The organism is Brucella ciceri (genome assembly GCF_041930145.1).
Lineage (GTDB): Bacteria > Pseudomonadota > Alphaproteobacteria > Rhizobiales > Rhizobiaceae > Brucella > Brucella intermedia.
In genome coordinates this window covers 81,407-106,034 of the sequence record NZ_JBHEEV010000001.1, presented here as the reverse complement: position 1 = coordinate 106,034, position 24,628 = coordinate 81,407, and the positions used below count along the sequence as shown (strand labels likewise).

Genomic DNA, 24,628 nt, shown 5'->3' with positions numbered 1-24,628 from the left:
GGGTTTACAAGAGCGGTTCTTTATTGGAATCTAACTAAATTAGTGAGATTTATAGGGCGGGTTTTGACGGCGCTCTATTCGGGTCGTTGTCGGGAATTGGGATGAGGTCACGATAGTTTGAAGTCATTTATCATCATCGGCGCCGGGGCAAGCGGCATCATTCTGGCTGCACAGTTGCTCGGGCGTTCACCGGAATCGTCTGTGCGAATTTTCGAACGGTCGGGCAGGTTGGGAGCGGGGATCGCTTACGCGACGGAAAATCCCAGCCATCTGCTTAATGTGCGCGCCAGCAATATGAGCGCGTTTCCCGACCAGCCGGATCACTTCCTCAACTGGTTGCAGGAGAGTGGCGACCGGTGGGAACCGCACGGTTTTGCGCCGCGCAAAGTCTATCGCGCCTATCTGGAGCATCTGATTGAGCCTTATCTCTCTGCCGGCAGCTCACGATTGACGGTCGAAAGGACAGGCGTCGTCGATGTGGCGCTCAAAGCTGGCAGGCCGACGGTTGTCACCGAAACCGGCGAAACCTTCGCCGCGGATGCGGTCATTCTTGCAACGGGCAATGAGGCCGCTATTGCGAAATCGGGCGGCCAGATTGCGGAATACTGGGCAAGCAACGGGTATTTCGATGTGCCGACGGATGCACCTGTGGCGATATTTGGTACAGGCCTCTCGATGATCGACAGCGTGTTGTCGCTGCTCGACAATGGTCATCGTGCGGAAATATATGCCATTTCGCGCCGTGGGCTTCTTCCGGCACGCCATGCCCCTGCGCAGGTTTTTCCCGTCGCAGCCGACGACCTTCCGGTCTCGCTCGGGCTTTCCAAGCTCATGCGACGCGTGCGCACCATGATGGCGGAAGCGGAAAAATCGGGTTCCGGCTGGCGCGGCGTAATGGACGGTCTGCGGCCGCATACACAGCATGTCTGGGCGGGGTTGCCGACCTCACAGCGTCGCAGTTTCCTCCGGCATCTGCGCCCATGGTGGGATGTCCATCGTCACCGCATGGCTCCCGCCGTGGCGGATCGCATCGAATCTGCCATGAAGCACGGGCAACTCAAAATCACGGCCGGTCACCTCGTTTCAGTACGCGACGAAGGGGGAGGGATGGAAATTCGCTATCGCCCGCGCCGCAGTGAGAAGATCGAAAAGCAGCATGTCGCGACCGTCATTGATTGCCGTGGCGGAAATCCGCGTTTCTCGACAACCCGCAATGCGGCTTTGATCGGCCTCATGGAGCATGGGCTGGCACGGCCGGATGCGCTCGATCTCGGATTGGATGTTACCCGCGACCTTCAGCTTCTCAATGCGCGAGGCGAACCATCAGGTCCGTTCTTCGCGATCGGGCCAGTCACGAAAGGCGCATTCTGGGAGGTCACAGCCGTACCGGATATCCGCGTTCAGGCCGAGCGGCTGTCAGCGATCTTGCTTGAAGGATAAGAACCTCTCCAAAAGCCATTCCTGCGGCAATCGTCCCAATAAGATCATGTCATTCGGCTGAAAGATATTCGGGACAATATGTCCAATCGTCGGGCATCGCGGTCCGCAGCAACCGACAAATTATAGATTTTCCGGCAAGAGGAACCATAAAATGATTCAAATTCGCGCGATAAGCCATTGAAAGCTATTGCCATAATGTTCCGTGGCCCGTCATAATAACGCCATCGGAACATATGATTCCTCTCTACAACTTGCCGGAGCGATTCTGTTGCTGTTTTCTTGAGCGGTGCCTGCTTCGGATCAACCTTGATTTCGGCTAGGAGGCCTGTGGCGCATGACGATGGACGGCAGAATGCTTTTCCTGCTTGTCCTTCTACCATTTCTCGGCAGCGCCATAACCGGACTATTCAGGGGGGCGGATCGCAGCGGTTCGGCCTGGTTTACGGCAGCGATTGCGCTTGTCGCCTTTATCGTCACCGCCAGCCTTTATCCCATCGTGTCGGACGGCAAGGTGCTTCGCGGCACCGTGGAATGGCTCCCTGCCTATGGTCTCAACGTCACCTTCCGGATGGACGGCTTTGCCTGGCTTTTCGCGATGCTCATCACGGGCATCGGCCTTCTGGTCGTCATTTACGCGCGTTACTACATGTCGCCGGAAGACCCCGTGCCGAGGTTCTTCTCGTTCCTTTTGTCCTTCATGGGATCGATGCTCGGCGTGGTTCTGTCGGGCAATCTGATATTGCTTGCGGTATTCTGGGAACTGACCAGCATCTTCTCGTTTCTGCTGATCGGTTACTGGTATCACAATGCCAGCGCCCGCGATGGTGCGCGAATGGCGCTGACGGTGACCGGCATAGGCGGTTTCTGTCTGCTGGCAGGCGTTCTGATCCTGGGGCATATCGTCGGAAGCTACGATCTCGACAAGGTCCTGGTAGCGGGCAACCTCGTTCGCACGCATCCGCTCTACAGCGTGGCGCTGATCCTGATCCTGCTTGGCGCATTCACCAAAAGCGCGCAGTTTCCGTTCCATTTCTGGCTTCCGAACGCCATGGCAGCGCCGACGCCGGTATCGGCCTATCTGCATTCGGCAACAATGGTGAAGGCTGGCGTTTTCCTGCTTGCCCGCCTCTGGCCGGTTTTAAGCGGAACTGAGGAGTGGTTCTGGATCGTCGGTTCGGCGGGCCTGATCACGCTTCTGATCGCGAGTTTCTTTGCGGTTTTCCAGCAGGACCTCAAGGGGCTGCTCGCCTATTCGACCATCAGCAATCTTGGCCTGATTACAGTCCTGCTTTCGCTTGGCAGTCCGCTGGCAGCAGTCGCCGCGATCTTCCACATGGTCAACCATGCGATCTTCAAGGCATCGCTTTTCATGGCCGCCGGCATCATCGATCACGAAACCGGCACACGTGACATGCGCAGGCTGAGCGGGCTCCTGCGCCCCATGCCCTATACGGCGACGCTTGCCATGGTGGCGAGCGCGGCCATGGCCGGTGTGCCGCTGCTCAACGGGTTCATTTCCAAGGAAATGTTCTTCGCCGAAGCGGTCGAAACCCATATGGCGTCCTGGCTCGACACGATCACGCCTTACGTGGCCACCATCGCGGGCATCTTCACGGTCGCCTATTCGGTGCGCTTCATCTATTCGACGTTCTTCGGACCGCCGCCGCATGATCTGCCGCATGAGCCGCATGAACCGCCGCACTGGATGCGCCGTCCTATCGAGCTTCTGGTTCTGCTTTGCCTGTTGATCGGCATCATTCCGGGACTGTCGATCGGGCCGTTCCTGCATTCGGCCGTGCTGTCGGTGCTGGGTCATGCGACGCCGGAATATAGCCTCTCGGTCTGGCACGGTTTCAACCTGCCGCTGATGATGAGTATCGTGGCCATGATCGGCGGCATTCTTTTGCACTGGATGCTGAAGAACTATCTCGCGACGAGCGAAGACGGCCCTCCGCTTTTCCGGCACTTGCAGGGACAGCGCATTTTCGAGCGTGTTCTTGTAACCCTGTCGTGGAACTGGGCGCGCAAGGCGGAAGCTTTCCTCAGCACGCGCCGTCTGCAGCCGCAACTCCGTATCGTGGTCGCGGTGGCGGTCCTTGCCGCCGCCTGGCCGATTTTCGCCTCCGGCCTGCAATCCGGTTCGCTTGGTCCGCAGCCGGTGGACCCGATCTTCGCCGGACTTTGGATACTTGGCGGGGCCTGTGCCGTCGGGGCGGCCTATCAGGCCAAGTATCACCGGCTGGCAGCGCTTATCCTTCTGGGCGGGGCGGGGCTCATCACCTGCATCACCTTCGTCTGGCTGTCCGCGCCCGATCTTGCGGTAACGCAGTTGCTCGTCGAGATCGTAACCACCGTCCTGCTGCTGCTTGGGCTTCGCTGGCTCCCGAAGCGTTGGGAAGATCCGGATCCGCTTCCGGTGCAGATCGGCCCGCGCATCCGCCGTTATCGCGACCTGTTGCTCGCCATCGGCAGCGGGGCAGGTGTGGCTGTCATCGCCTATGCCGTGATGACGCGCCTGTCTCCCAGCAGCATCGGCGATTATTTCCTCGAAAACGCCTATTCGGGCGGCGGCGGCAAGAATGTCGTCAATGTCATTCTGGTCGATTTCCGCGCTTTTGATACGTTCGGCGAAATCGCCGTCCTTGGTATTGTCGGTCTTACGGTCTTTGCGCTGCTGCGACGTTTTCGTCCAGCGCCTGACACGACCGGATCGACCGCCCAACAGAAAATACAGGACGCCTATGACGAGGCAGCGCCCGACCGCAAGGCAGGTGAAACATTGGCCGATTATCTGGCCGTGCCGTCCGTCATCATGCAATGGCTTTTCCCGGTGATCGTTGTGCTGGCAGTGCATCTGTTCCTGCGTGGTCATGATCTGCCGGGTGGCGGGTTTGCGGCCGGTATCACGCTCGCAATTGCATTCCTGCTGCAATATCTGGCGTCAGGCGCGCGCGTTGTGGAGGACCGCCTGCGCATCCTGCCCCTGCGCTGGATCGGGATGGGCCTGCTGTTGGCCGGTGCAACAGGCGCGGGATCGTGGTTCTTCGGCTATCCGTTCCTCACAACCTTCTTCCAGTATACGGAGATACCGCATATCGGAAAAATGCCGACAGCCAGCGCCCTGCTGTTCGATCTTGGTGTCTTCACCCTCGTGGTCGGCGCTACGGTGCTCGTTTTGATCGCTCTCGCGCACCAATCGCTCCGCAAACACCGTGTCGAGAAACTGGCCGCAACGAAGGAGGAGAACTGATGGAACTCGTTCTTGCTCTGGCAATCGGCGTGTTGATGGCATCCGGCGTGTGGCTGATCCTTCGCCCGCGCACCTTCCAGGTGGCAATTGGCCTGTCGCTGATTTCCTACGCGGTCAATCTCTTCATCTTTTCGATGGGGCGGCTTCGCACCAATGCGGCCCCCGTACTCGATAACGGTGTTGACGTTCAGGCCACGCAATATACCGATCCTGTGCCGCAGGCGCTCGTTCTGACCGCCATCGTCATCGGCTTCGCAATGACCGCACTTTTCCTTGTCGTGCTGCTCGCCTCACGCGGGTTGACACGTACGGACCACGTGGACGGCAAGGAGAATTGATGTTGGACTGGAAAACACATCTCATCGTTGCGCCAATCGTCCTGCCGCTCGTCACGGCGGCCGTCCTGCTGCTGTTCGATGAGCGCAAGCGCAAGCTCAAGATGGCCATCAACTCCATTTCGACCCTGGGGTTGATCGCGATTGCCATCACGCTTGCAGGCATGGCGAGCGAAAGGGCGCCCGACGCTCTGGTCTACCTGATCGGGAACTGGCCCGCGCCATTCGGCATCGTTCTGGTGCTTGATCGCCTCGCGGCCCTCATGCTGGTGCTGACAAGCCTGCTCGGCATGGCATCGCTCAGCTTTGCGCTTGCCCATTGGCACAAGGCCAGTCCGCATTTCCATACGATATTCCAGCTTTTGCTGATGGGACTGAACGGCGCATTCCTGACCGGCGACCTGTTCAACCTTTTCGTGTTCTTCGAAGTCATGCTGGCTGCGTCCTACGGGCTGGCGCTACACGGCTCCGGTCCGGCGCGCGTGAAGGCCGGCATGCATTATATCGCCGTCAACCTCGTCGCCTCGTCGCTGTTCCTGATCGGTGTCAGCCTGATCTACGGTGTGACCGGCACGTTGAACATGGCCGATCTTGCGCAGAAGATTTCACAGGTAGCGCCCGAAGATCGTATGCTGCTTGAAGCAGGCGCCGCGGTGCTGGGCGTAGCGTTCCTCGTCAAGGCAGGCATGTGGCCGCTCAATTTCTGGCTCGCGCCAACCTATACTGCAGCAGCAGCACCGGTTGCGGCCGTCTTCGCCATCATGAGCAAGGTCGGCATCTACGTCCTTCTGCGCCTGTCGCCGCTGATGTTCGGCATCGGTGCCGGTTCATCCTATGGCTTCGGCAATGACTGGCTCTATTTCGGCGGGATGGTAACGCTTGCCTTCGGCCTGATCGGCGTCGTCGCATCGCAAGCGATGGGACGTCTCGCCAGCTACAGCATTCTAGTATCCTCCGGCACCTTGCTGGCCGCCATCGGCAGCGGCAACACCGCCATGACAGGTGCGGCACTTTTCTACATGGTCAGTTCGACACTCACAATTGCCGCATTTTTCCTGCTGATCGAATTGATCGAACGTGGGCAGGACGCAGCCGCCAACGTTCTCGCCGTTACCATGGAAGCCTATGGTGACGATGAGGAGGAAGAAGAAGAGGACGAGATCGGCGCGGTATTGCCTGCGACCCTTGCCGTCCTAGGCACGTTCTTCGGGATTTGCGCGATATTGCTGATCGGTCTTCCGCCGTTTTCGGGCTTCATCGCCAAATTTCTGATCCTGGCGGCGGTGTTCAACGGAGAGGGTGCAACCCCGCAGCTTGCAATGCCGGTCAGCCCGGCAAGCTGGGCACTGGTTGCGCTTGTTCTCCTATCCGGCCTGTCGGCCCTGATCGCGATGACACGTACCGGCATCCGTACCTTCTGGGCTTCGCTCGAAGGTAACGTGCCGCGTGTTCTGGTGCGCGAAGTTGTGCCGATCGCAGGACTTCTGGCAATCTGTCTGGCGCTGACGATCGCAGCCGGTCCGGCGATGCGTTACATGGACGAAACGGCGCGTTCGCTGCACAATCCTGCATCCTATATCAGCAGCGTTCTCAATGCGCCGCGCGCTGGCATGCAAACGGAGGAGGCACAGTGAAGAGAATCCTGCCTTATCCGCTTCTGTTCGCCTCGCTGCTTCTGTTCTGGCTGCTTTTAAATGGCTTCACACGGGCGCAGTTCCTGCTCGGTGCGATCATCGCAATCATTGCATGCCTCATCATGACGGCCTTGCAGCCGCAGAAGAACCATATTCGCTCTGTCCCGACCATGCTCTGGCTGTTCGGAGCCATAAGCTATGACATATTGCAATCGAATATCGCCGTTGCGGGGATCATCCTGTCGCGCAAGCGCAAGCGGCGTCCGGGCTTCGTCGTCATCCAGCTCGATCTGGAAAACCGGACTGCGCTTGCCGTGCTCGCCTGCATAATCACCGCGACGCCAGGCACGGCTTGGGTGGATTATAACGCCGCAAGGCGCGAACTGACGATCCACGTGCTTGATCTGGACGATGCGCAGGCGTGGCGGGATACGATCAAGGGACGGTATGAGCAGCCGCTCATCAAGATATTTACAGCCGCCGACATCATCGAGGGGGAGAAATCCGCATGAGCGCAGTCATCATCTTCTGGTCCCTGCTTTTCGCTCAGCTGATGCTTCTTGGCGCCATGGCCTGCGCAGTCTACAGGCTTCTGGTCGGTCCGCGCGCACAGGATCGCATTCTTGCGACCGATGCGCTTTACCTCAACGCGTTGCTGCTGCTGATTACATTCGGCATACGCACGGGCAGCATCATCTATTTCGAAGCCTCGCTGATTATCGCTCTTCTCGGCTTTGTCGCTACCGTGGCGCTGTCCAAATTCCTCATGCGCGGGGAGGTGATCGAATGATCAATGCAGGCGAAATTCCCGTCTGGGCCGCTGTCATCATTTCATTTTTCCTGCTGGGCGGCGCGTTCCTGACGCTTGTCGGATGCATCGGCCTCGTCCGCTTCAAGAGCTTTTACGAGCGCGTTCATGCGCCCACGCTCGGCTCGTCGTTCGGAGCGGGCGGGATCCTGATCGCGTCGATTATATTTTTCTCCATCTTGCAATCGAAGCCGATTCTGCATGAAGTGGTCATTACCGTCTTTGTGGTTGTCACAACGCCGGTAACGCTCATGCTGCTCAGCCGCGCCGTGATCCATCGCGACAGAACGCAGGACAGCAAGGAGCTGCCTTCATCTTCCGACCCGCTATAGTCGGTTTGATGTTCGAGGGTGCGGAGAGGGCGGAAAGCCAGCGTTTTCCGCCGCACCAAATGGGGAAAACCGCCTGCTCCGACAGGAGACGGCGGCTGTCGCTTCCGGGCTGACCGGAGACCTGTTTTGGAGTTCGCTTCAAGACCGGCTATCCTGCCGACCGGAACTTTATCTGCCATTTGCCGAATCCCCTGCATCATTGCCCACCGACCGCGGAGCGGGATGCAGCGGCCTATCGTCTTTTCGGGCATTTGGAGGAGTGTCCCGGGGCTGCGGCCAATTGTCCATTCGGGCCAGACCCGGGGGCAAGCGGATTGAAGGAACTGACCATTTGAATTATCTGATTTTCAGTAATTTCTGAAAATTCAGAATTTACGGGAGAGAGAATTTTGGAATTGTCGCCAATCGTTCAATCGTTCGTGCTCCACTTCGGAGAAATGGGCAGCCGTTGGGGCATCAACCGCACCGTGGGGCAGATATATGCGCTGCTTTACATATCGCCTGACCCTCTTTGCGCCGACCAGATCGTCGACGCTCTCGGTGTGTCACGTTCGAACGTCTCCATGGGTATCCGCGAGTTGCAAGGCTGGAATCTGGTGTTGCTGAAGCACATTCCCGGTGATCGTCGCGATTTCTTCACGACGCCCGACGATGTGTGGCAGATCCTGCGCACGCTCGCCGAGGAGCGCAAGAAGCGCGAGATCGATCCCACGCTTACCGTTCTGCGCGAGATCCTCATGGAACAGCCGAAGGGCGAAAGCGATCTTTATGCGCAGGATCGCATGAAGGACATGTACGGCCTGATCGAAAGGCTGACCAACTGGTACGACGACGTCAAGCGGCTCGATACGGACCGTTTGACCAGTCTCCTGGCGCTTGGCGCCAAGGTGACCCGCTTCCTTGAGACCACGGACAGGATCGTGGCGCTGGGGCGCGGGCGAACATCGGCCAAAAAGGAGCCTAAGCGAGAGTGACATCCGTTGTCCCCCGAACGGAAACATTGACGGCAGAAGGCGGCGAAGTGACGGGCATCCGGCAAAGTTCGCGCCGCCCGCAACGTCGTCCTGTTCCGTCCTTGCTGAAGCGGGGGGCATATCTTCAGGCATTGGCCGCACTTTTGTGGCTGCCGCAGGCGGGCATTCTCGCTTATGCGATCGGGCGGCTGGCCGATACCGGCTTCGACAATTCCGTCTATTACAGTGCTGCAGGCATCTTCATTCTTGGCTGCCTGCGCAGCATTCTCGAAAGTGCAGGTGCGGCGAAGGCTTTCGATGCCGCCCGGCAAGAGCTTTCCCGACTGCGAACCAATGCCGTTGCGGCGCTTGCGGAGCGCTCGCCCCTCGATGTGATGCGCCCATCATCCGGCGAGGCTGCAAGCATTCTTGCCGAACAAGCGGAAATGGTCGTTCCTTATCTTTCCCGTTTCGTGCCGGTGCGCATTCGCGTCATGCTGGTTCCATTGGCCATAATTGCAGTCGTGCTCTGGTATTCCTGGGCTGCGGCGCTTGTCCTGATGGTTGCAGCCCCGCTGATACCGATATTCATGGCGCTGATCGGCTGGCGCGCAAAAGCGGCCAGTGAAAAGCAGCTTATCGCTCTTGGCGGCATGAACGGTTTTCTGCTCGACCGCCTGCGCGGCCTTGCCACCATCCGCACATTCCATGCCGTGGATGCTACCGCGAACCGGTTGCGCGAGAATGCGGAAACCCTGCGCTCGAAAACCATGTCCGTCCTGCGCATCGCATTTCTGTCATCCGCCGTGCTTGAACTTTTCGCGGCAATTGGCGTCGCCATGGTCGCGGTCTACATTGGCTTTCATTTGCTGGGCCAGCTCAACTTCGGAGCGTGGGGCCATAAGCTGACGTTGGCGGAAGGTCTTTTCGTCCTGCTTCTGTCGCCTGCGTTCTTTGAGCCGCTACGCGATCTTTCCGCCGTCTGGCATGACCGCGCTGCGGGTGAAGCTTCTATCGACGCGCTGGAAAAGCTTTCCGAACATCCGATGACCGTTGTCGGAAAGAGCGAAAGCCCGACAGCAATGAGCGGAACCCCCACAGTGGGCTTGCACAATATCGGCTTCAGTTACGGGACGGGAGCCAAGGTTCTCAACGAATTCAGCCTCAACATCGAGGCTGGAGAACACGTAGCTCTGCTCGCGCCGAGTGGCTACGGAAAATCCACCATTCTGGCGCTTGTTGCCGGGCTGACGGCTCCGCAGGCTGGCCGGATCGAGATCGGCGGCGTGGCGCTGACAGATGAAACCGCAGCAGCACTTCGTGCAAGGATGAGCTGGATCGGACAGAAACCGCACATCTTTGCCGGATCGGCCCGTCAAAATATCACCCTTGGCCGACACACCGACGTGGAAGCCACCAGGGCCATTATCGACGACATGGCGCTTGGTCATGTTCTGGGCGTTACCGGCAACAGCCTGATTGGTGAAAACGGGGCCGGCATTTCCGGGGGCGAGGCCCTGCGGCTGGCGCTTTCCCGTGCGGCTGTCGATCCCGGTGCAGATATTCTCCTGGCTGATGAACCGACCGCTCATCTTGATCAGGAAACGGCAACGCTCATTGCCGACAGTCTTTTGAAGCTTGCCAGAGGCAAGACTCTGATCGTCGCTACCCATGACGAAACCCTTGCCCGCAGGATGGATCGCGTCGTCCGTCTGGATGGCGGCGTGAGCAACGATCCGCTTTGGCAGAGGAGGGCAGCTGAATGAATGGTTTCCAGTCATTGCAGCCGATCCTCAGGCTCTTTTTCCGCACCAAGGGAACAGCTCTCCTTGCAGGTATCGCAACGGCAACCGTAACGGTCCTCGCCGGCATTGCACTTCTTGGCCTGTCGGGGTGGTTTATAACCGCAACGGCAATCGCAGGCATGAGCATCGCCACGGCGGTTGTGTTCGACGTGTTCGCGCCCGCCGCCGGTATTCGCCTGCTTGCGATCCTGCGGACCGGTTCACGCTATCTCGAACGGCTCGTCACCCATGATGCGACGCTCGCGATCCTCGCGGCCCTGCGCGAAAAACTGTTCCGCAGCTGGGCGCGCCCAAGCGCTGCAAATACGCTGCTAAAACGTCCGGCGCGCCTTCTCTTCCGTCTGACCGCGGACATCGATGCGCTCGACTCGCTTTATCTGCGCGTGGTGGTGCCGATTGGCGCTGCGCTTGCCACCGCCCTTGTTGCCGGTATCGCGCTCGGTCTGATGAACCCGATTTTTGGGCTGGTGGTGGCGACCGTCCTACTTGCGGCTGGTCTTTGTATTCCGCTTGCAGCTGCCCGCCGTTCCGAAAAATCCATGCGCCGGCGCGCCAAGGGCACGGAAGCGCTGCGCGCCCGCACGGTCGATCTTGTGGCCGGTCAGACCGAACTTCTGATGGCCGGGCGGCTTGCAGATCAGAAGCTCGCATTGGCCCGCGCCGATGGTTACATCGCCGCATCGGATCGCAGGCTCAACCGCATAGAAATCGTTACCGGCGCCGGTTTCGGCATCGTTCACGCATCCTTGCTTGCAGGCGGTCTCGTCGCTGTTGGATTATTGATGCAGGCAGAGACGATAGGAGCCCCCGTCGCAGCGCTCGGAATGCTCGTCATTCTTGGCGCGATGGAGCCTTTTTCCGCATTGCGGCGCGGCGCGATGGAACTTGGCCGCACAGTCCTCGCTGCGAAGCGCGTCGCGCCTCAACTGACGGATGAGGCCGAACCCGCAGCGCCGCAACGGCCAGCGAATGGCAAGGCGGTTCAGCTGAAAAGCGTTTCCGCTCGCCATGAGGGTGCCGAACGCGATGCCCTCAAAAATATCACGCTCGATATTGCTGCTGGTGAGCGTGTCGCCATCGTCGGCACAAGCGGCGCAGGCAAATCGACGCTGTTCAGTCTGCTCGCAGGAGAAATTCAAGCAACGCAGGGCAGTGTCGCGGTGTTGCCGACACGCCTTCTCACACAGCGGACCGAGCTTTTTCAGGACAGTCTTCGCGATAATCTGCGTCTGGCGCGCGCCGATGCAGGCGATCATGAACTGATGGATGCGCTGGACGCCGCTGGCCTTGGGACATTTATCAGGGAATTGCCAGCCGGGCTGGATGCGATGCTGGGCGAGGGCGGTCTGGGGTTGTCGGGCGGGCAGGCCCGCCGCCTGGCCCTTGCGCGGCTGTTTCTGACCGATGCGCCGCTCTGGCTGCTGGATGAACCGACCGAGGGTCTGGACAATGCGACAGCCGAGGATGTCCTTGAGCGCCTCAAGGCGCGGGCGGGTTCACGTACATTGCTGATCGCCACGCATATCCGTCGCGAGGCGCGAATTTGTGAACGGATCATTGTTTTAAATCAAGGCGCTCTAATTGAGTCCGTAGGTAAGGAGACAGGGCGCTTTGACGAAATCCTCGAAAACATGAGGTGAGCGAACAGCACCGGGACGGTTAAGGCTCGTGTCGGTGGCTTAACCGGAACTTGGACCGGTAGTTGGAATTGAAGCGCGGGAAACGGGTTTTCAGGAACCCGCCCGCTTTCAAAGGGGGCAGCGCTGGAGCGCAGCTCATAACACCAGGAGGGCCGGATCTACCGGCTTAAAGAGATGGAACTCGATATTGTCTCCCTGTCGCGATTGCAGTTTGCGATCACGGCACTTTATCACTTCCTCTTCGTACCTCTGACCTTGGGTCTTTCCGTGCTGCTTGCCATCATGGAAACCGTTTACGTTATGACGGGGCGACTCATCTGGCGGCAGATGACGAAATTTTGGGGTACGCTGTTTGGCATCAACTTCGTGATGGGCGTTGCGACGGGCATCGTGATGGAATTCCAGTTCGGCATGAACTGGAGCTATTACAGCCACTATGTCGGCGACATCTTCGGCGCACCGCTCGCCATTGAAGGCCTCATGGCATTCTTCCTCGAAGCGACCTTCGTGGGCCTGTTCTTCTTCGGATGGGATCGCCTGTCGAAAGTCGGGCACCTCATGGCGACCTATGCGGTTGCGGCGGGCTCCAACTTCTCGGCGCTATGGATTCTGATCGCCAATGGCTGGATGCAGAATCCGGTCGGTTCGGCGTTCAATCCCGAAACCATGCGCATGGAAATCTCCGATTTCTTCGCCGTGCTGATGAACCCGGTCGCCCAGGCAAAGTTCGTGCATACGGTATCAGCCGGTTATGTCACAGCAGCCATTTTCGTCCTGGGTATTTCCGCCTGGTATCTCCTCAAGGGGCGTTCGGTAGAGCTTGCCAAGCGTTCCATCACCATCGCGGCTTCCTTCGGTCTGGCCGCTTCGCTTTCGGTTGTCGTTCTCGGTGACGAAAGCGGCTATCTGGCCAATGAACACCAGAAGATGAAGATCGCCGCCATCGAAGCCATGTGGGAAACGGAACCGGCACCTGCGCCGTTTACGGTCTTCGGCTTCCCCAATCAGGAGGCGCGCGAAACCCATTTCGCGGTGCGTATTCCATGGGTCATGGGCCTGATCGGCACCCGCTCTCTCACAACCCCGATCCAGGGCATCAACGATCTGGTCCAGAATGCGGAAAACCATATCAGGAACGGTATCGTCGCCTATGACGCCTTGCAGAAAATCCGCGCGGCTGGCGATACGAACGCCGTTCCGCAGGAAGTGAAGGACGTTTTTGCCGATAACAGCCAGTGGATGGGCTATGCGCTTCTGCTGAAGCGCTATGTCGACGATCCGCGTCAGGCAACCGACGCGCAGATCACGCAGGCCGCCAACGACACGGTTCCCGGCGTGCTGCCCCTGTTCTGGGCATTCCGCATCATGGTGGGCATCGGCTTCTTCCTGATCCTGCTGACGGGCACATTCTTCGTGCTGTCCGCCCGTCGCAAGCTCGACCGTTATCCGTTCCTGCTGCGGGTAGCCGTATTTGCGATACCGCTGCCGTGGATCGCAGCCGAAATGGGCTGGATCGTGGCCGAGTTCGGCCGTCAGCCCTGGGTCATCGAGGGCATATTGCCGACGGCGGTCGGCGTCTCAAACCTCGGGGCGTCCACAGTGCTGCTGACGATACTTGGTTTCGTGGCGATCTATACGGTTCTCTTCATCATTGAGATGGGCCTGATGATCCGCGCCATCAAGGCCGGACCTGAACCCGACAGCAAGCCGGAAGCAATTCTCGCCCCGGCCAGCATCGCACCTGCGGAGTAAGGATCATGACACTCAGCGATTTGTTGGACTATGAAACCCTGCGCATCATCTGGTGGGTACTGCTCGGTGTATTGCTGATTGCCTTCGCCGCGATGGACGGGTTCGATCTCGGCGTGGACATTCTCATGCCGGTGGTCGGCAAGACCGATGTGGAGCGGCGCATCATCATCAACACGATCGGCCCGGTCTGGGAAGGCAATCAGGTCTGGTTGATTCTGGGCGGCGGCGCCATTTTCGCCGCCTGGCCACCGCTCTACGCGGTGTCCTTCTCGGGCTTCTATCTGGCGATGTTTGTCATCCTGTTCGCACTCATCCTGCGTCCGGTCGGCTTCAAGTATCGCTCCAAGCGGGACAGCGAAGCCTGGAGAAAGGGCTGGGACTGGGCGCTGTTCATCGGCGGTTTCGTGCCTGCCCTCATCTTCGGCGTTGCCGTCGGCAACGTCCTGCAGGGCATTCCCTTCCGGCTCGCCGACGACCTTCAGATATTCTACGAAGGTTCGTTCTTCGGCCTGCTCAATCCGTTCGCGCTGCTTTGCGGTGTGCTCTCAGTCACGATGCTCTCCATGCATGGCGCCTCGTGGCTGGTCCTGAAAACGACCGGGGAAGTACAGGCGCGTGCGCGGTTCTATGGCAGCATCGCGTCGCTTCTGACCGTTGTCCTTTATGTTCTGGCCGGGGTGATCAGCTGGCTCTGGATTTCGGGCTACCGCATCACAAGCGCTGTCGTCACGGACGGCCCGTCCAATCCGCTGCGCAAGACGGTGGAACTGGATCACGGCGCATGGTTCGCCAATTATGCGAACTATCCAATCCTGCTGATTGCTCCGGCGCTCGGCATCCTTGGAGCGCTTGCGGTCTTCGTCGCGCTGCGCAGCCGTCGTGAAGTCGCGCCGCTGCTGTTTGGAAAGCTGTCGATTTTCGGCATCATTTCATCGGTCGGCGTGTCGATGTTCCCGTTCATCCTGCCATCGTCGCTCGATCCACGCGCCAGCCTGACGGTGTGGGATTCGTCTTCCAGCCATATGACACTGTTCATCATGCTGGTGGTGACGCTCATCTTCCTGCCGCTGATCGTCGTCTACACGTCCTGGGTCTACAAGGTTTTGTGGGGCAAGGTCGAAAAGGACATGATCGAAGACGACAGCAACCACGCCTATTAGAGCGGTTCCGGTTCAACCGGAGCCGCTGGAGCGCTCTATCTCTTTGTTTTACGCATTGTCCTACGCAAAACCGCTTCGCACTTTTGCTGGAAATGCTCTAATCGGAAAGGAAGCAAGATGTGGTATTTTTCCTGGTTACTGGGGCTTCCGCTTGCAGCAGCTTTCGCCGTGCTCAATGCCATGTGGTATGAGCTGATGGACGACCGGGCGCGCAGGCGCCTGTCGGCAGATCCGACGGCGGATATGGCCCGGGAAGGCAAGAAACATCATTGATACGAACCAAAACGGCCCGGAAACGGGCCGTTTTCATTGATAAACTCATTCAAGGCTGCGGTATCGTCAGCTCCGCCACGAAATCATAAGCATCGCCGCGATAGAGTGATTTTGTAAATTCGACCACCCGGCCGGAGGGCAGATAGGAAATCCGCTCGATGGACAGGCCAGCGTCTCCCTCCTTGACGCCAAGAATGCGTGCATCCGGGTCCTTGATGTTGCAGGCGGCGATGCGCTGGACAGCGCGAACGGGGCGAAACCCGTTACGGTTCAGTTCGGCATAGAGCGAACCCTTGACCGCATCCGGGTCGGGCAGGATTTCACTCGAGAGGCTGGCCCGTTCGATGGCCAGCGGCAGATCGCTCGCCATGCGCAGACGGCCAAGGCGGGCAACGCGGGTTTCCGAGGAAACGCCCAGTTTCATCATTTCCTCGGGCGAGGGATAGTAAAGACCGCGTTCCAGCCATTTGGATTGCGTTGTGATGCCGCGTCGTGCCATGTCTTCGGTGAACGAGGTCAGCATGGAAAGCGACTGCTGCACGCGCTCGCTCGGACGCACGACGAAAGTGCCGGAACCGTGACGGCGCACCAGAAGCCCGGCCTTTACCAGATCGTCCACGGCCTTTCGCACAGTGACGCGGCTGATATTGGCATATTCGGCGATGTCGCGTTCCGGCGGCAGGGCTTCGCCGTCAACCAGTTGTCCGGCGCGGATCGCGGCTTCCAGCGACTGGCGCAACTGCATGTAAAGCGGCCCTCCGGAAGAAGGGGCGGAACCTTGGAGGTTCTTGGGAAGGAAAGCGCTGAAATTTCCGCTCATTCGCGCGCCCTTCCATTTTGCGGCCCATATCGCTTGAGAGCGAGCTGAAGCGCGCCTGTCAATGCATCCGCCGCGGGGGCGACCAGAAGCGCCTGCTGGTGGGGAGGCAGCCATTCCACATAGAGCGGCGCCATGCCGCCAAGCAGGCTGATGCGTTCGGCGCCCTGATTGATCAGCATGTCGAGCGTTTCGCTGATATAACCGGCGGAGCGCTCCAGCAGCATACGCGCCGTTTCATCGCCTTCACTGGCATATTGGAAAACACGCGGAGCATATTTGCCGAAGTCGCCGGGTTTTGCCGTCCAGGCGAACTCGACCAGATTGTCGGGGTTATTGTCGAACTCATCGAGGAGATCGGTCGTCAGGCGCGTGCGTCGATGAATGCCGTCATGCACAAGCAGGCTTTCCTGCAGCAGGCTTTGACCGAGCCGCGCGCCGCTGCCGAGGTCGCCCAAGGGAAAACCCCAGCCGCCGACCGAATGGATGCGGCCGTTCCGTCGCGTGATATAGGCCGTACCGGTTCCAAGAATGGCGACGATGCCATCCTGATCGCCAAGCGCGCCTTGGAGCGCAATCACGCCGTCGAATTCCACATCGGAGTGCGCAAAGGGCAGGCCGCGTTCTATCGGTACGCCCGCACCCTCGACATTGCCGCCGGCAAGGCCAAGAACCGCGTGGCTGTTTGCATAGTGCGCCTTGTCCAGCCCGGCATCGTCAAAAGCGTTGTCGACCGCCGCGATCACATTGATCAGCGCCGTCTGCGGATCGGTGACGATATTGGCAGAGCCGCTGCGCCCTGAACCCAGAATCGCACCATCGCTGCCGGCCACAACAGCACGGCATCCGGTGCCACCGCCATCAACGCCAATGAAGAATTCAGTCATGAAGATACCTCCGGCTTGAAGATACCAAAAAAATACCATTAACCAAGCAGATTTGTCGACTTGTGAAAAATTTGATTAATTCATTGAAACAATTAAGGAAAAAAAGCCGCTCTGAATTTTTCTGCGCGAAAGTTGTAAACTTCTCTGGACAATTGGTACGTTTTTGGCATTAATTTCAGCAGAAGGGGAGCGCAGTGCCGCTGAGTGCGTGGGTCACGCGGATTTGGGATGGAGACAACCGGCGGGGGCCCGGTACAATCCCGTAACGCGAGGAGTGATCGTACCGAAGCGGTCTGGCGTGCTTTCGCCTCTTTTGCGCATCCGCGCTCAAAAAACGGGAGAAGGTCAAATGGTTCGTAATACGTTCAAACTCATGCTGCTGGGTTCCACGCTTCTGGCGTCGGGATCGGCTGCGCTGGCCGAAGACGTTACGCTGACGGTTGAAAGCTGGCGTAACGACGATCTGCAGATATGGCAGGAAAAGATCATTCCGGCTTTTGAAGCCAAGAACCCTGGCATCAAGATCAATTTCGCACCGAGCGCGCCAACCGAATTCAACGCGGCCCTCAATGCCAAGCTTGACGCCGGTTCGGGCGGCGACCTCATTTCCTGCCGTCCTTTCGACACTTCGCTTGAGCTCTTCAACAAGGGCAAGCTCGCCGATCTCACCGATCTGGAAGGCATGAAGAACTTCTCCGACGTCGCCAAGTCCGCCTGGACCACCGACGACGGTTCCAAGACCTTCTGCGTGCCGATGGCTTCGGTCATTCACGGCTTCATCTACAATCAGGAAGCCTTCGACAAGCTGGGTCTCAAGGTTCCGGCCACGGAAGCCGAATTCTTTGACGTTCTCGAAAAGATCAAGGCAGACGGCAACTACATCCCGATGGCCATGGGCACGAAGGACATGTGGGAAGCCGCAACCATGGGCTACCAGAACATCGGCCCGACCTACTGGAAGGGCGAAGAGGGCCGCAAGGCACTGATCGCCGGTACGCAGAGGCTGACCGACCCGCAGTGGGTGGAGCCGTTCAAGGTTCTTGCCAAGTGGAAGGACTATCTGGGCGACGGTTTCGAAGCGCAGACCTATCCGGACAGCCAGAACCTGTTCACCCTCGGTCGCGCGGCCATCTATCCGGCAGGCTCGTGGGAAATCGGCCTGTTCAATACGCAGGCGCAGTTCAAGATGGGCGCGTTCCCGCCGCCGGTCAAGAATGCAGGCGACACCTGCTACATCTCCGACCACAACGACATCGGCCTCGGTCTCAACGCTTCGAGCAAGCACGCAGAACAGGCAAAGGTGTTCCTGAACTGGGTTGCTTCGCCTGAATTCGCTGAAATCTACGCCAACGCGCTGCCGGGCTTCTTCAGCCTGAACTCGACCGCGGTGAAGATGAGCGATCCGCTGGCGCAGGAATTTGTTTCCTGGCGCGAAAAGTGCAAGCCGACCATTCGTTCGACCTACCAGATTCTGTCGCGTGGCACGCCGAACCTCGAAAATGAAACCTGGGTTCAGTCGGCCAACGTCATCAACGGCACCGTAACGCCGGAAGACGCTGCGAAGAAGCTTCAGGAAGGTCTCGACAGCTGGTTCAAGCCTGCGAAATAAACACGCGGGGCTTTATGGGCGGCGATCGCGGGGGCGCGCCGCCCATATCTTTTCGTCTGGCGCATCGACATGCCGTTTTGCATTCGGTGCATTCCGTGTCAGTTTAAAATGACGCGAGCGTGCGGGGAGGGGAAGCCCGGCTTTCTCCGGTTTGCACGCTTTCTCGTGAGAAAGAACGCCAGCCATCGGTTTTATGCATTTCCGAATGCAAGCGGTTCATCCTCTGCTGGAAATGCTCTTGAAGAGCGAATGCCTATATGAGCCAATCTGCCGACATGACAGGTATCGTGCACAAGCGCCCGAGGCGCTGGCATATACTTGTGTTTCTTCTGCCCTGCGTCCTGATCTACACGGCAGTGATGGTCCTGCCCCTGATCGAGACCTTGCGGCAGGCATTCTTCAATGTCGTCGACGGACAGCGCACTTTCGTGGGGTTCGCGAACTTCCAGGCACTTTTCGGCGATCCGAACTGGTCGCGTGATTTCTGGAATGCCTTGAAAAACAACTTCATATTCTTCTGCATTCACATGCTCGTTCAAAATCCGATCGGCATTCTGCTGGCGGCCATGCTGTCGCTGCCGAAGCTGCGTTTCGCCGCCTTCTACCGCACGGCGATCTTTCTTCCGACGCTGTTGTCCTTCGTTATCGTCGGCTTCATCTGGAAACTGATCCTGTCGCCGATCTGGGGCGTGGCTCCATGGATGATGGATCTCGTCGGGCTGAAATGGCTGTTCGGCCCGTGGCTCGGCAAGGCCGATACGGCTCTCGTCACTGTGTCACTCGTCTCGGTCTGGCAGTTCGTCGGTATTCCGATGATGCTGATCTACGCGGCGCTGCTCAATATTCCCGATGAAATCATCGAGGCGGCGGAATGCGACGGCATTACCGGCTGGAGCCAGTTCTTCAAGATCAAGCTGCCGCTGATCCTGCCATCGATCGGCCTGATCTCGGTGATGACCTTCGTTGCCAACTTCAATGCGTTCGATCTCATCTATTCGATGCAGGGCGCGCTGGCGGGACCGGACAAGTCGACCGACATTCTGGGCACGTTCCTTTACCGCACTTTCTTCGGCTTCCAGTTGCAGCTTGGCAATCCGTCGATGGGCGCGACCATCGCCGCCGTGATGTTCCTCATCATTCTGGCAGGCGTGTCGCTCTACCTGTTCGGCATCCAGCGCCGCATGCGCCGCTATCAGTTCTGAGGACGAGACCATGTCGAAAGCACGCACATCGCCCCTTCGCACCACGCTCGTCCATGCGGCCCTGATCTTCTACATGCTGATCGCCGTGTTTCCGGTGGCCCTGACGCTGATCAATTCCTTCAAGGACCGCAACGCAATCTTCCGCACGCCGTTGCAGTTTCCGACACCGGAAAGTTTCAGTCTCATCGGTTATGAGACGGTTCTCAAGCAAGGCTCGTTTCTGACCTACTTCCAGAACAGCGCCATCGTTACCGTGGTCAGCATATTCTTCGTGATCCTGTTCGGAGCAATGGCAGCCTTCGCGCTCGCCGAATACCGCTTCAAGGGCAATACGCTGATGGGCCTCTATCTCGCCATCGGCATCATGATCCCGATCCGGCTCGGCACGGTGGCCCTGCTGCAAGGCATGGTGGCGGTCGGTCTGGTCAATACGCTGACGGCTCTTATCCTCGTCTATACCGCGCAGGGCCTGCCGCTGGCGATCTTCATCCTGTCGGAATTCATGCGAACCGTGTCCGACGATTTGAAGAATGCCGGGCGAATAGACGGCATGTCGGAATATGCCATCTTCTTCAAGCTGGTGCTGCCGCTTATCCGGCCTGCCATGGCGACCGTCGCCGTCTTCACCATGATCCCGATCTGGAATGACCTCTGGTTCCCGCTGATCCTCGCGCCAAGCGAAGCCACCAAGACGGTAACGCTCGGTTCTCAGCTCTTCATCGGTCAGTTCGTCACCAACTGGAACGCTGTTCTTTCGGCCCTTTCACTGGCGATGTTCCCGATCCTCATCCTCTATGTTCTCTTCTCGCGGCAGCTGATCCGCGGCATTACCGCGGGAGCTGTAAAATGAGTTCTGCAATGCAAAATCCTGTTCGTGTTCTTTCCGCCGGTCTCGGCAATATGGGCCGCAGCCATGCGCTCGCCTATCATCGCAATCCCGGTTTTGAGATTGTCGGTCTCGTCAATCGCACCAAGGTTGCGGTTCCGGACGAGCTGGCGGGCTATGAAATTCATCCTTCCTTCCTGGAAGCATTGAAGGAACTGAAGCCCGATCTCGCCTGCGTCGCCACCTATTCGGAAAGCCATGCGGATTATGCCGTCGCCGCGATGGAGCAGGGTGCGCATGTGTTCGTGGAAAAGCCGCTTGCAACGACGGTCGAAGATGCGCGCCGCGTGATCGACTGCGCGCGGGCCAATGGGCGCAAGCTCGTCATCGGCTATATCCTGCGCCATCATCCATCCTGGATGCGGCTCATCTCCGAGGCGCGCCAGCTTGGCGGACCTTATGTCTTCCGCATGAACCTCAACCAGCAGTCCAGCGGCGCGACCTGGGAAACCCACAAGAACCTGATGAACACCACGTCGCCCATCGTCGACTGCGGTGTGCATTATGTGGACGTCATGTGCCAGATTACCGACGCCAAGCCCGTGGAAGTGCGCGGCATGGGCCTGCGCCTTTCCGACGAGATCAAGCCAGACATGTATAATTACGGCCATCTACAGGTGCTGTTCGATGACGGTACGGTGGGCTGGTACGAGGCGGGCTGGGGCCCGATGATGTCGGAGACCGCCTTCTTCGTGAAGGACGTCATCTCGCCCAATGGCTGCGTCTCGATCGTCATGAACGAGGCCGTGACGAAATCCGACGATGTAGACGCGCATACCAAGACCTCGACCATCCGCGTTCACCGCGCCGAGCGTGGAGCCGATGGCAAGTTCCTGAAACCGGATACGGACCTCTCCATGGCAGACGAGCCGGGGCATCAGGAATTGTGTGAACGCGAGCAGGCCTACATGCTGAAGGCCATTCGCGAGGATATCGATCTCAACCGCCATATGGATGACGCGCTTCAATCGCTGCGCATCTGCCTTGCAGCGGATGAAAGTGTGCGCACCGGCAAGCCGGTCAAATTGTAAGGGAATTTGATACGTGGGATCGCTGCTACTCAAATCGGTACACAAGCGCTACGGTGCGCAGGAAGTCCTGAAAGACATTAATCTGGAAGTGCAGGACGGGGAATTCATCATCTTCGTCGGGCCGTCCGGCTGCGGGAAGTCAACGCTGCTGCGTTCCATCGCCGGGCTGGAAGACGTTTCCTCCGGGCAGGTGCTCATCAATGGTGAGGACGTAACCGTGACGCCGCCCTCCAAGCGCGGCATTGCGATGGTGTTCCAGTCCTATGCGCTTTATCCGCACCTGTCGGTCAAGGACAATATGGGACTTGGCCTCAAGCAGGCAGGCACGCCGAAAGCCGAAATCGAAACGCGCGTTTCGAAGGCTTCCGCCATGTTGTCGCTCGACCCGTATCTGGAACGGCGCCCGGCGGAAATGTCGGGCGGCCAGCGCCAGCGTGTCGCCATCGGCCGCGCACTGGTGCGCGAACCGGAACTGTTCCTGTTCGACGAACCGCTGTCGAACCTCGATGCGGCACTTCGCGTCCAGACCCGGCTTGAGATCGCCAAGCTGCACCGCGAGCTGAAGGCGACGATGATCTATGTCACGCACGATCAGGTCGAGGCCATGACGCTGGCGGACCGCATCGTCGTTCTCAATGCCGGTCGCATCGAGCAGGTAGGCTCGCCGATGGAGCTATATAACAAGCCCGATAATCTCTTTGTCGCGGGCTTTATCGGTTCGCCGCAGATGAATTTCGTTGACGGCACCCGCATCGGCGACGAAGGGGCGAAGACGGTCGGTATCCGGCCCGAGCATATTTCCGTCAGCCGCGATAGCGGCAGATGGAAAGGCAAGGTTATCCATGCCGAACATCTTGGGGCCGATACGATCCTTTACGTCGAAACAGAAGCAGCAGGCCTGATCACAGTGCGGCTCTTCGGCGAGCACCACTACAATGAGGACGACGTGATCTTCATCACGCCCGATGACGGCAAGGTGCATCGGTTCGATGCGAACGGCAAGGCGATCCGCTAGAGCCACATTCGTAGTTTCTATTGAAGCCGTACCCTCGCGGGTGCGGCTTTTCTTTTGGAGAATCGGGTTGGTCCGGTGGCTGCAAATCGTGCCGGGCCAATATGGACAAAACGCCTCACACGGTTTCATGAGTGATGGCAACATGGCTCGCACGAGCCGGAATAGTACCGATGGGTACTGACGTTATCGTCAATCAAAAGCAATAATGTTGCGGTATCGGGACGCTAAACATTCGAGTTGAAATCCCTTTTAAATCGCGGAACTAAGCTTGTTTCGTCCAATGGACGTCGCCCCCTGGTCAGGTAGGAGCGAACCCGTTTCACGAAAGAGTGCCAAGGGGCACGAAAAATAATCTTGCTTTATTTTTGAACCCGTTCCACCCTGAATGCGGATGGTGCCGAAGGAGGAAATCGGCGCCATGTCGCATGGGAGGAGCAAGATCGGCGGCGTGATATTCACGCGCCGAAAGCGGGTCCGGGGGCTCCGGAACCAGTCTTAAATTTTCCCGTTCGACATTCCGTAAATTTGCGAGGCCAGTGGCCAGGCCAGTTTCGAGGGTTCCCCGCATGAGCGATGATGTCGTACTATCCCTGCATGTTCCCGAGCCGGAATGGCGGCCAGGTGACGCGCCGGATTTCTCCCATGTCAAAATCCCGCGCGCGGGCAGCGTTCGCAGACCGGAGATCGATGAAAAACCGGAAGCGATGCGCGATCTGGCTTTCAGCATCATCCGCGTTCTCAATCGTGATGGCGAGGCGGTTGGCCCGTGGGCAGGAACACTTACCGACGACGAACTGAAAGAGGGTCTTCGCCACATGATGATCCTGCGCGCCTATGATGCGCGCATGATGATGGCGCAGCGCCAGGGCAAGACGTCGTTCTATATGCAGCATCTGGGTGAGGAGGCGGTAAGCTGCGCCTTCCGCAAGGCATTGCGCAAGGGCGACATGAATTTCCCGACCTATCGTCAGGCCGGACTGCTCATCGCCGACGATTATCCGCTCGTCACCATGATGAACCAGATTTTCTCCAATGAGCACGATCCGCTGAAAGGCCGCCAGCTTCCGGTGATGTATTCCTCGAAGGAGCACGGCTTCTTCACCATCTCCGGCAATCTTGCAACGCAATATACGCAGGCCGTCGGCTGGGCCATGGCGTCGGCCATCAGCCACGATACGAAGATCGCCGCCGCATGGATCGGCGATGGCTCGACAGCCGAAAGCGACTTCCACGCGGCACTGGTCTTTGCTTCGACCTACAAGGCCCCGGTGGTGATGAACATCGTCAACAACCAGTGGGCCATTTCCACCTTCCAGGGCATTGCACGCGGCGGCTCCGGCACTTTCGCCGCACGTGGGCACGGTTTCGGCATTCCGGCGCTTCGCGTCGACGGCAACGACTATCTGGCCGTCCATGCGGTTGCAAAATGGGCGGTGGAACGCGCCCGGCGCAATCTCGGGCCAACCATCATCGAATATGTGACCTACCGCGCTGGCGGGCATTCCACCTCGGATGATCCGTCCGCCTATCGCCCTAAAGCCGAAAGCGATGCATGGCCACTTGGCGATCCGATCCTGCGACTGAAGAACCATCTTATCAAGCGCGGTGTCTGGTCGGACGAGCGTCACAAGCAGGCGGAAGCCGAGGTGATGGATCTGGTGGTGGCCGCACAGCGCGAGGCGGAAGCCATTGGCACACTGCATGATGGCCGCAAGCCATCCATGCGCGACATGTTCGAGGATGTCTATGCTGAAACGCCGCCGCATCTTATCCGCCAGCGCCAGGAAGCGGGGTTTTAA

21 protein-coding genes are annotated in these 24,628 nt (G+C 58.7%); 19 read left to right on the top strand and 2 right to left on the bottom strand.

Annotated elements, in window-relative coordinates:
• The first annotated feature begins 117 nt into the window (after window positions 1-117).
• The 13 genes from JNC63_RS00450 (at window position 118) to cydX (ending at window position 15,382) form a co-directional block, all read left to right on the top strand.
• Window positions 118-1,440 (top strand): FAD/NAD(P)-binding protein, encoded by a 1,323-nt coding sequence (locus tag JNC63_RS00450; protein WP_021586077.1) that lies wholly within the window; start codon window positions 118-120, stop codon window positions 1,438-1,440.
• A 334-nt stretch (window positions 1,441-1,774) separates the two neighbouring features.
• Window positions 1,775-4,690, top strand: coding sequence for a monovalent cation/H+ antiporter subunit A (locus JNC63_RS00445; protein ID WP_021586076.1), 2,916 nt, complete (start codon window positions 1,775-1,777; stop codon window positions 4,688-4,690).
• Window positions 4,690-5,028: a Na+/H+ antiporter subunit C gene (locus JNC63_RS00440; protein ID WP_006468798.1), complete on the top strand. Its 339-nt coding sequence runs from the start codon at window positions 4,690-4,692 to the stop codon at window positions 5,026-5,028. Before JNC63_RS00445 ends, JNC63_RS00440 begins: the two co-directional genes overlap by 1 nt.
• A 2-nt stretch (window positions 5,029-5,030) precedes the next feature.
• On the top strand, window positions 5,031-6,659 hold the full coding sequence (locus JNC63_RS00435) for a monovalent cation/H+ antiporter subunit D (protein ID WP_025090358.1): 1,629 nt from the start codon (window positions 5,031-5,033) through the stop codon (window positions 6,657-6,659).
• Window positions 6,656-7,171, top strand: coding sequence for a Na+/H+ antiporter subunit E (locus tag JNC63_RS00430; protein ID WP_021586074.1), 516 nt, complete (start codon window positions 6,656-6,658; stop codon window positions 7,169-7,171). The genes JNC63_RS00435 and JNC63_RS00430 overlap by 4 nt, the downstream gene beginning before the upstream one ends.
• Window positions 7,168-7,449 (top strand): K+/H+ antiporter subunit F, encoded by a 282-nt coding sequence (locus JNC63_RS00425; RefSeq protein WP_006468801.1) that lies wholly within the window; start codon window positions 7,168-7,170, stop codon window positions 7,447-7,449. Before JNC63_RS00430 ends, JNC63_RS00425 begins: the two co-directional genes overlap by 4 nt.
• A complete protein-coding gene (gene mnhG, locus JNC63_RS00420) occupies window positions 7,446-7,799 on the top strand; it encodes a monovalent cation/H(+) antiporter subunit G (RefSeq protein WP_006468802.1) in 354 nt (117 codons plus the stop codon). The genes JNC63_RS00425 and mnhG overlap by 4 nt, the downstream gene beginning before the upstream one ends.
• A gap of 389 nt (window positions 7,800-8,188) precedes the next feature.
• Window positions 8,189-8,773, top strand: a complete 585-nt coding sequence (locus tag JNC63_RS00415) for a GbsR/MarR family transcriptional regulator (RefSeq protein ID WP_006468803.1) — start codon at window positions 8,189-8,191, stop codon at window positions 8,771-8,773.
• Window positions 8,770-10,518 carry a thiol reductant ABC exporter subunit CydD gene (gene cydD / locus JNC63_RS00410; RefSeq protein ID WP_031346420.1) on the top strand — a complete coding sequence of 583 codons (1,749 nt, stop codon included), beginning with the start codon at window positions 8,770-8,772 and terminating at the stop codon, window positions 10,516-10,518. The genes JNC63_RS00415 and cydD overlap by 4 nt, the downstream gene beginning before the upstream one ends.
• Window positions 10,515-12,197: a thiol reductant ABC exporter subunit CydC gene (cydC, locus tag JNC63_RS00405; RefSeq protein ID WP_021586072.1), complete on the top strand. Its 1,683-nt coding sequence runs from the start codon at window positions 10,515-10,517 to the stop codon at window positions 12,195-12,197. The genes cydD and cydC overlap by 4 nt, the downstream gene beginning before the upstream one ends.
• Before the next feature lie 174 nt (window positions 12,198-12,371).
• Window positions 12,372-13,949, top strand: coding sequence for a cytochrome ubiquinol oxidase subunit I (locus JNC63_RS00400; protein ID WP_006468806.1), 1,578 nt, complete (start codon window positions 12,372-12,374; stop codon window positions 13,947-13,949).
• A gap of 5 nt (window positions 13,950-13,954) precedes the next feature.
• Window positions 13,955-15,109, top strand: a complete 1,155-nt coding sequence (cydB, locus tag JNC63_RS00395) for a cytochrome d ubiquinol oxidase subunit II (RefSeq protein WP_374846099.1) — start codon at window positions 13,955-13,957, stop codon at window positions 15,107-15,109.
• Window positions 15,110-15,226: 117 nt separating this feature from the next.
• Window positions 15,227-15,382, top strand: a complete 156-nt coding sequence (gene cydX, locus JNC63_RS00390) for a cytochrome bd-I oxidase subunit CydX (RefSeq protein ID WP_006468808.1) — start codon at window positions 15,227-15,229, stop codon at window positions 15,380-15,382.
• A 49-nt stretch (window positions 15,383-15,431) separates the two neighbouring features.
• Here cydX and JNC63_RS00385 read toward each other — a convergent pair whose 3' ends face one another.
• Both JNC63_RS00385 and JNC63_RS00380 read right to left on the bottom strand, forming a co-directional pair.
• Window positions 15,432-16,202, bottom strand: coding sequence for a GntR family transcriptional regulator (locus tag JNC63_RS00385; RefSeq protein ID WP_021586070.1), 771 nt, complete (start codon window positions 16,200-16,202; stop codon window positions 15,432-15,434).
• Entirely contained in the window at window positions 16,199-17,086 is an 888-nt protein-coding gene (locus JNC63_RS00380) for a glucosamine kinase nucleotide-binding domain-containing protein (protein ID WP_021586069.1), read from the bottom strand. Before JNC63_RS00380 ends, JNC63_RS00385 begins: the two co-directional genes overlap by 4 nt.
• A gap of 349 nt (window positions 17,087-17,435) precedes the next feature.
• Between JNC63_RS00380 and JNC63_RS00375 the strand changes: the two genes are divergently transcribed.
• From JNC63_RS00375 to JNC63_RS00350, 6 genes are all read left to right on the top strand, one after another.
• On the top strand, window positions 17,436-18,695 hold the full coding sequence (locus JNC63_RS00375; RefSeq protein WP_021586068.1) for an ABC transporter substrate-binding protein: 1,260 nt from the start codon (window positions 17,436-17,438) through the stop codon (window positions 18,693-18,695).
• Between the two features lie 257 nt (window positions 18,696-18,952).
• On the top strand, window positions 18,953-19,897 hold the full coding sequence (locus JNC63_RS00370) for a carbohydrate ABC transporter permease (protein ID WP_006468812.1): 945 nt from the start codon (window positions 18,953-18,955) through the stop codon (window positions 19,895-19,897).
• A gap of 10 nt (window positions 19,898-19,907) precedes the next feature.
• Window positions 19,908-20,747, top strand: a complete 840-nt coding sequence (locus JNC63_RS00365) for a carbohydrate ABC transporter permease (RefSeq protein ID WP_021586067.1) — start codon at window positions 19,908-19,910, stop codon at window positions 20,745-20,747.
• A complete protein-coding gene (locus tag JNC63_RS00360; protein ID WP_006468814.1) occupies window positions 20,744-21,814 on the top strand; it encodes a Gfo/Idh/MocA family protein in 1,071 nt (356 codons plus the stop codon). The genes JNC63_RS00365 and JNC63_RS00360 overlap by 4 nt, the downstream gene beginning before the upstream one ends.
• Before the next feature lie 13 nt (window positions 21,815-21,827).
• A complete protein-coding gene (locus JNC63_RS00355) occupies window positions 21,828-22,829 on the top strand; it encodes an ABC transporter ATP-binding protein (protein ID WP_021586066.1) in 1,002 nt (333 codons plus the stop codon).
• A gap of 566 nt (window positions 22,830-23,395) precedes the next feature.
• On the top strand, window positions 23,396-24,628 hold the full coding sequence (locus tag JNC63_RS00350; RefSeq protein WP_021586064.1) for a 3-methyl-2-oxobutanoate dehydrogenase (2-methylpropanoyl-transferring) subunit alpha: 1,233 nt from the start codon (window positions 23,396-23,398) through the stop codon (window positions 24,626-24,628).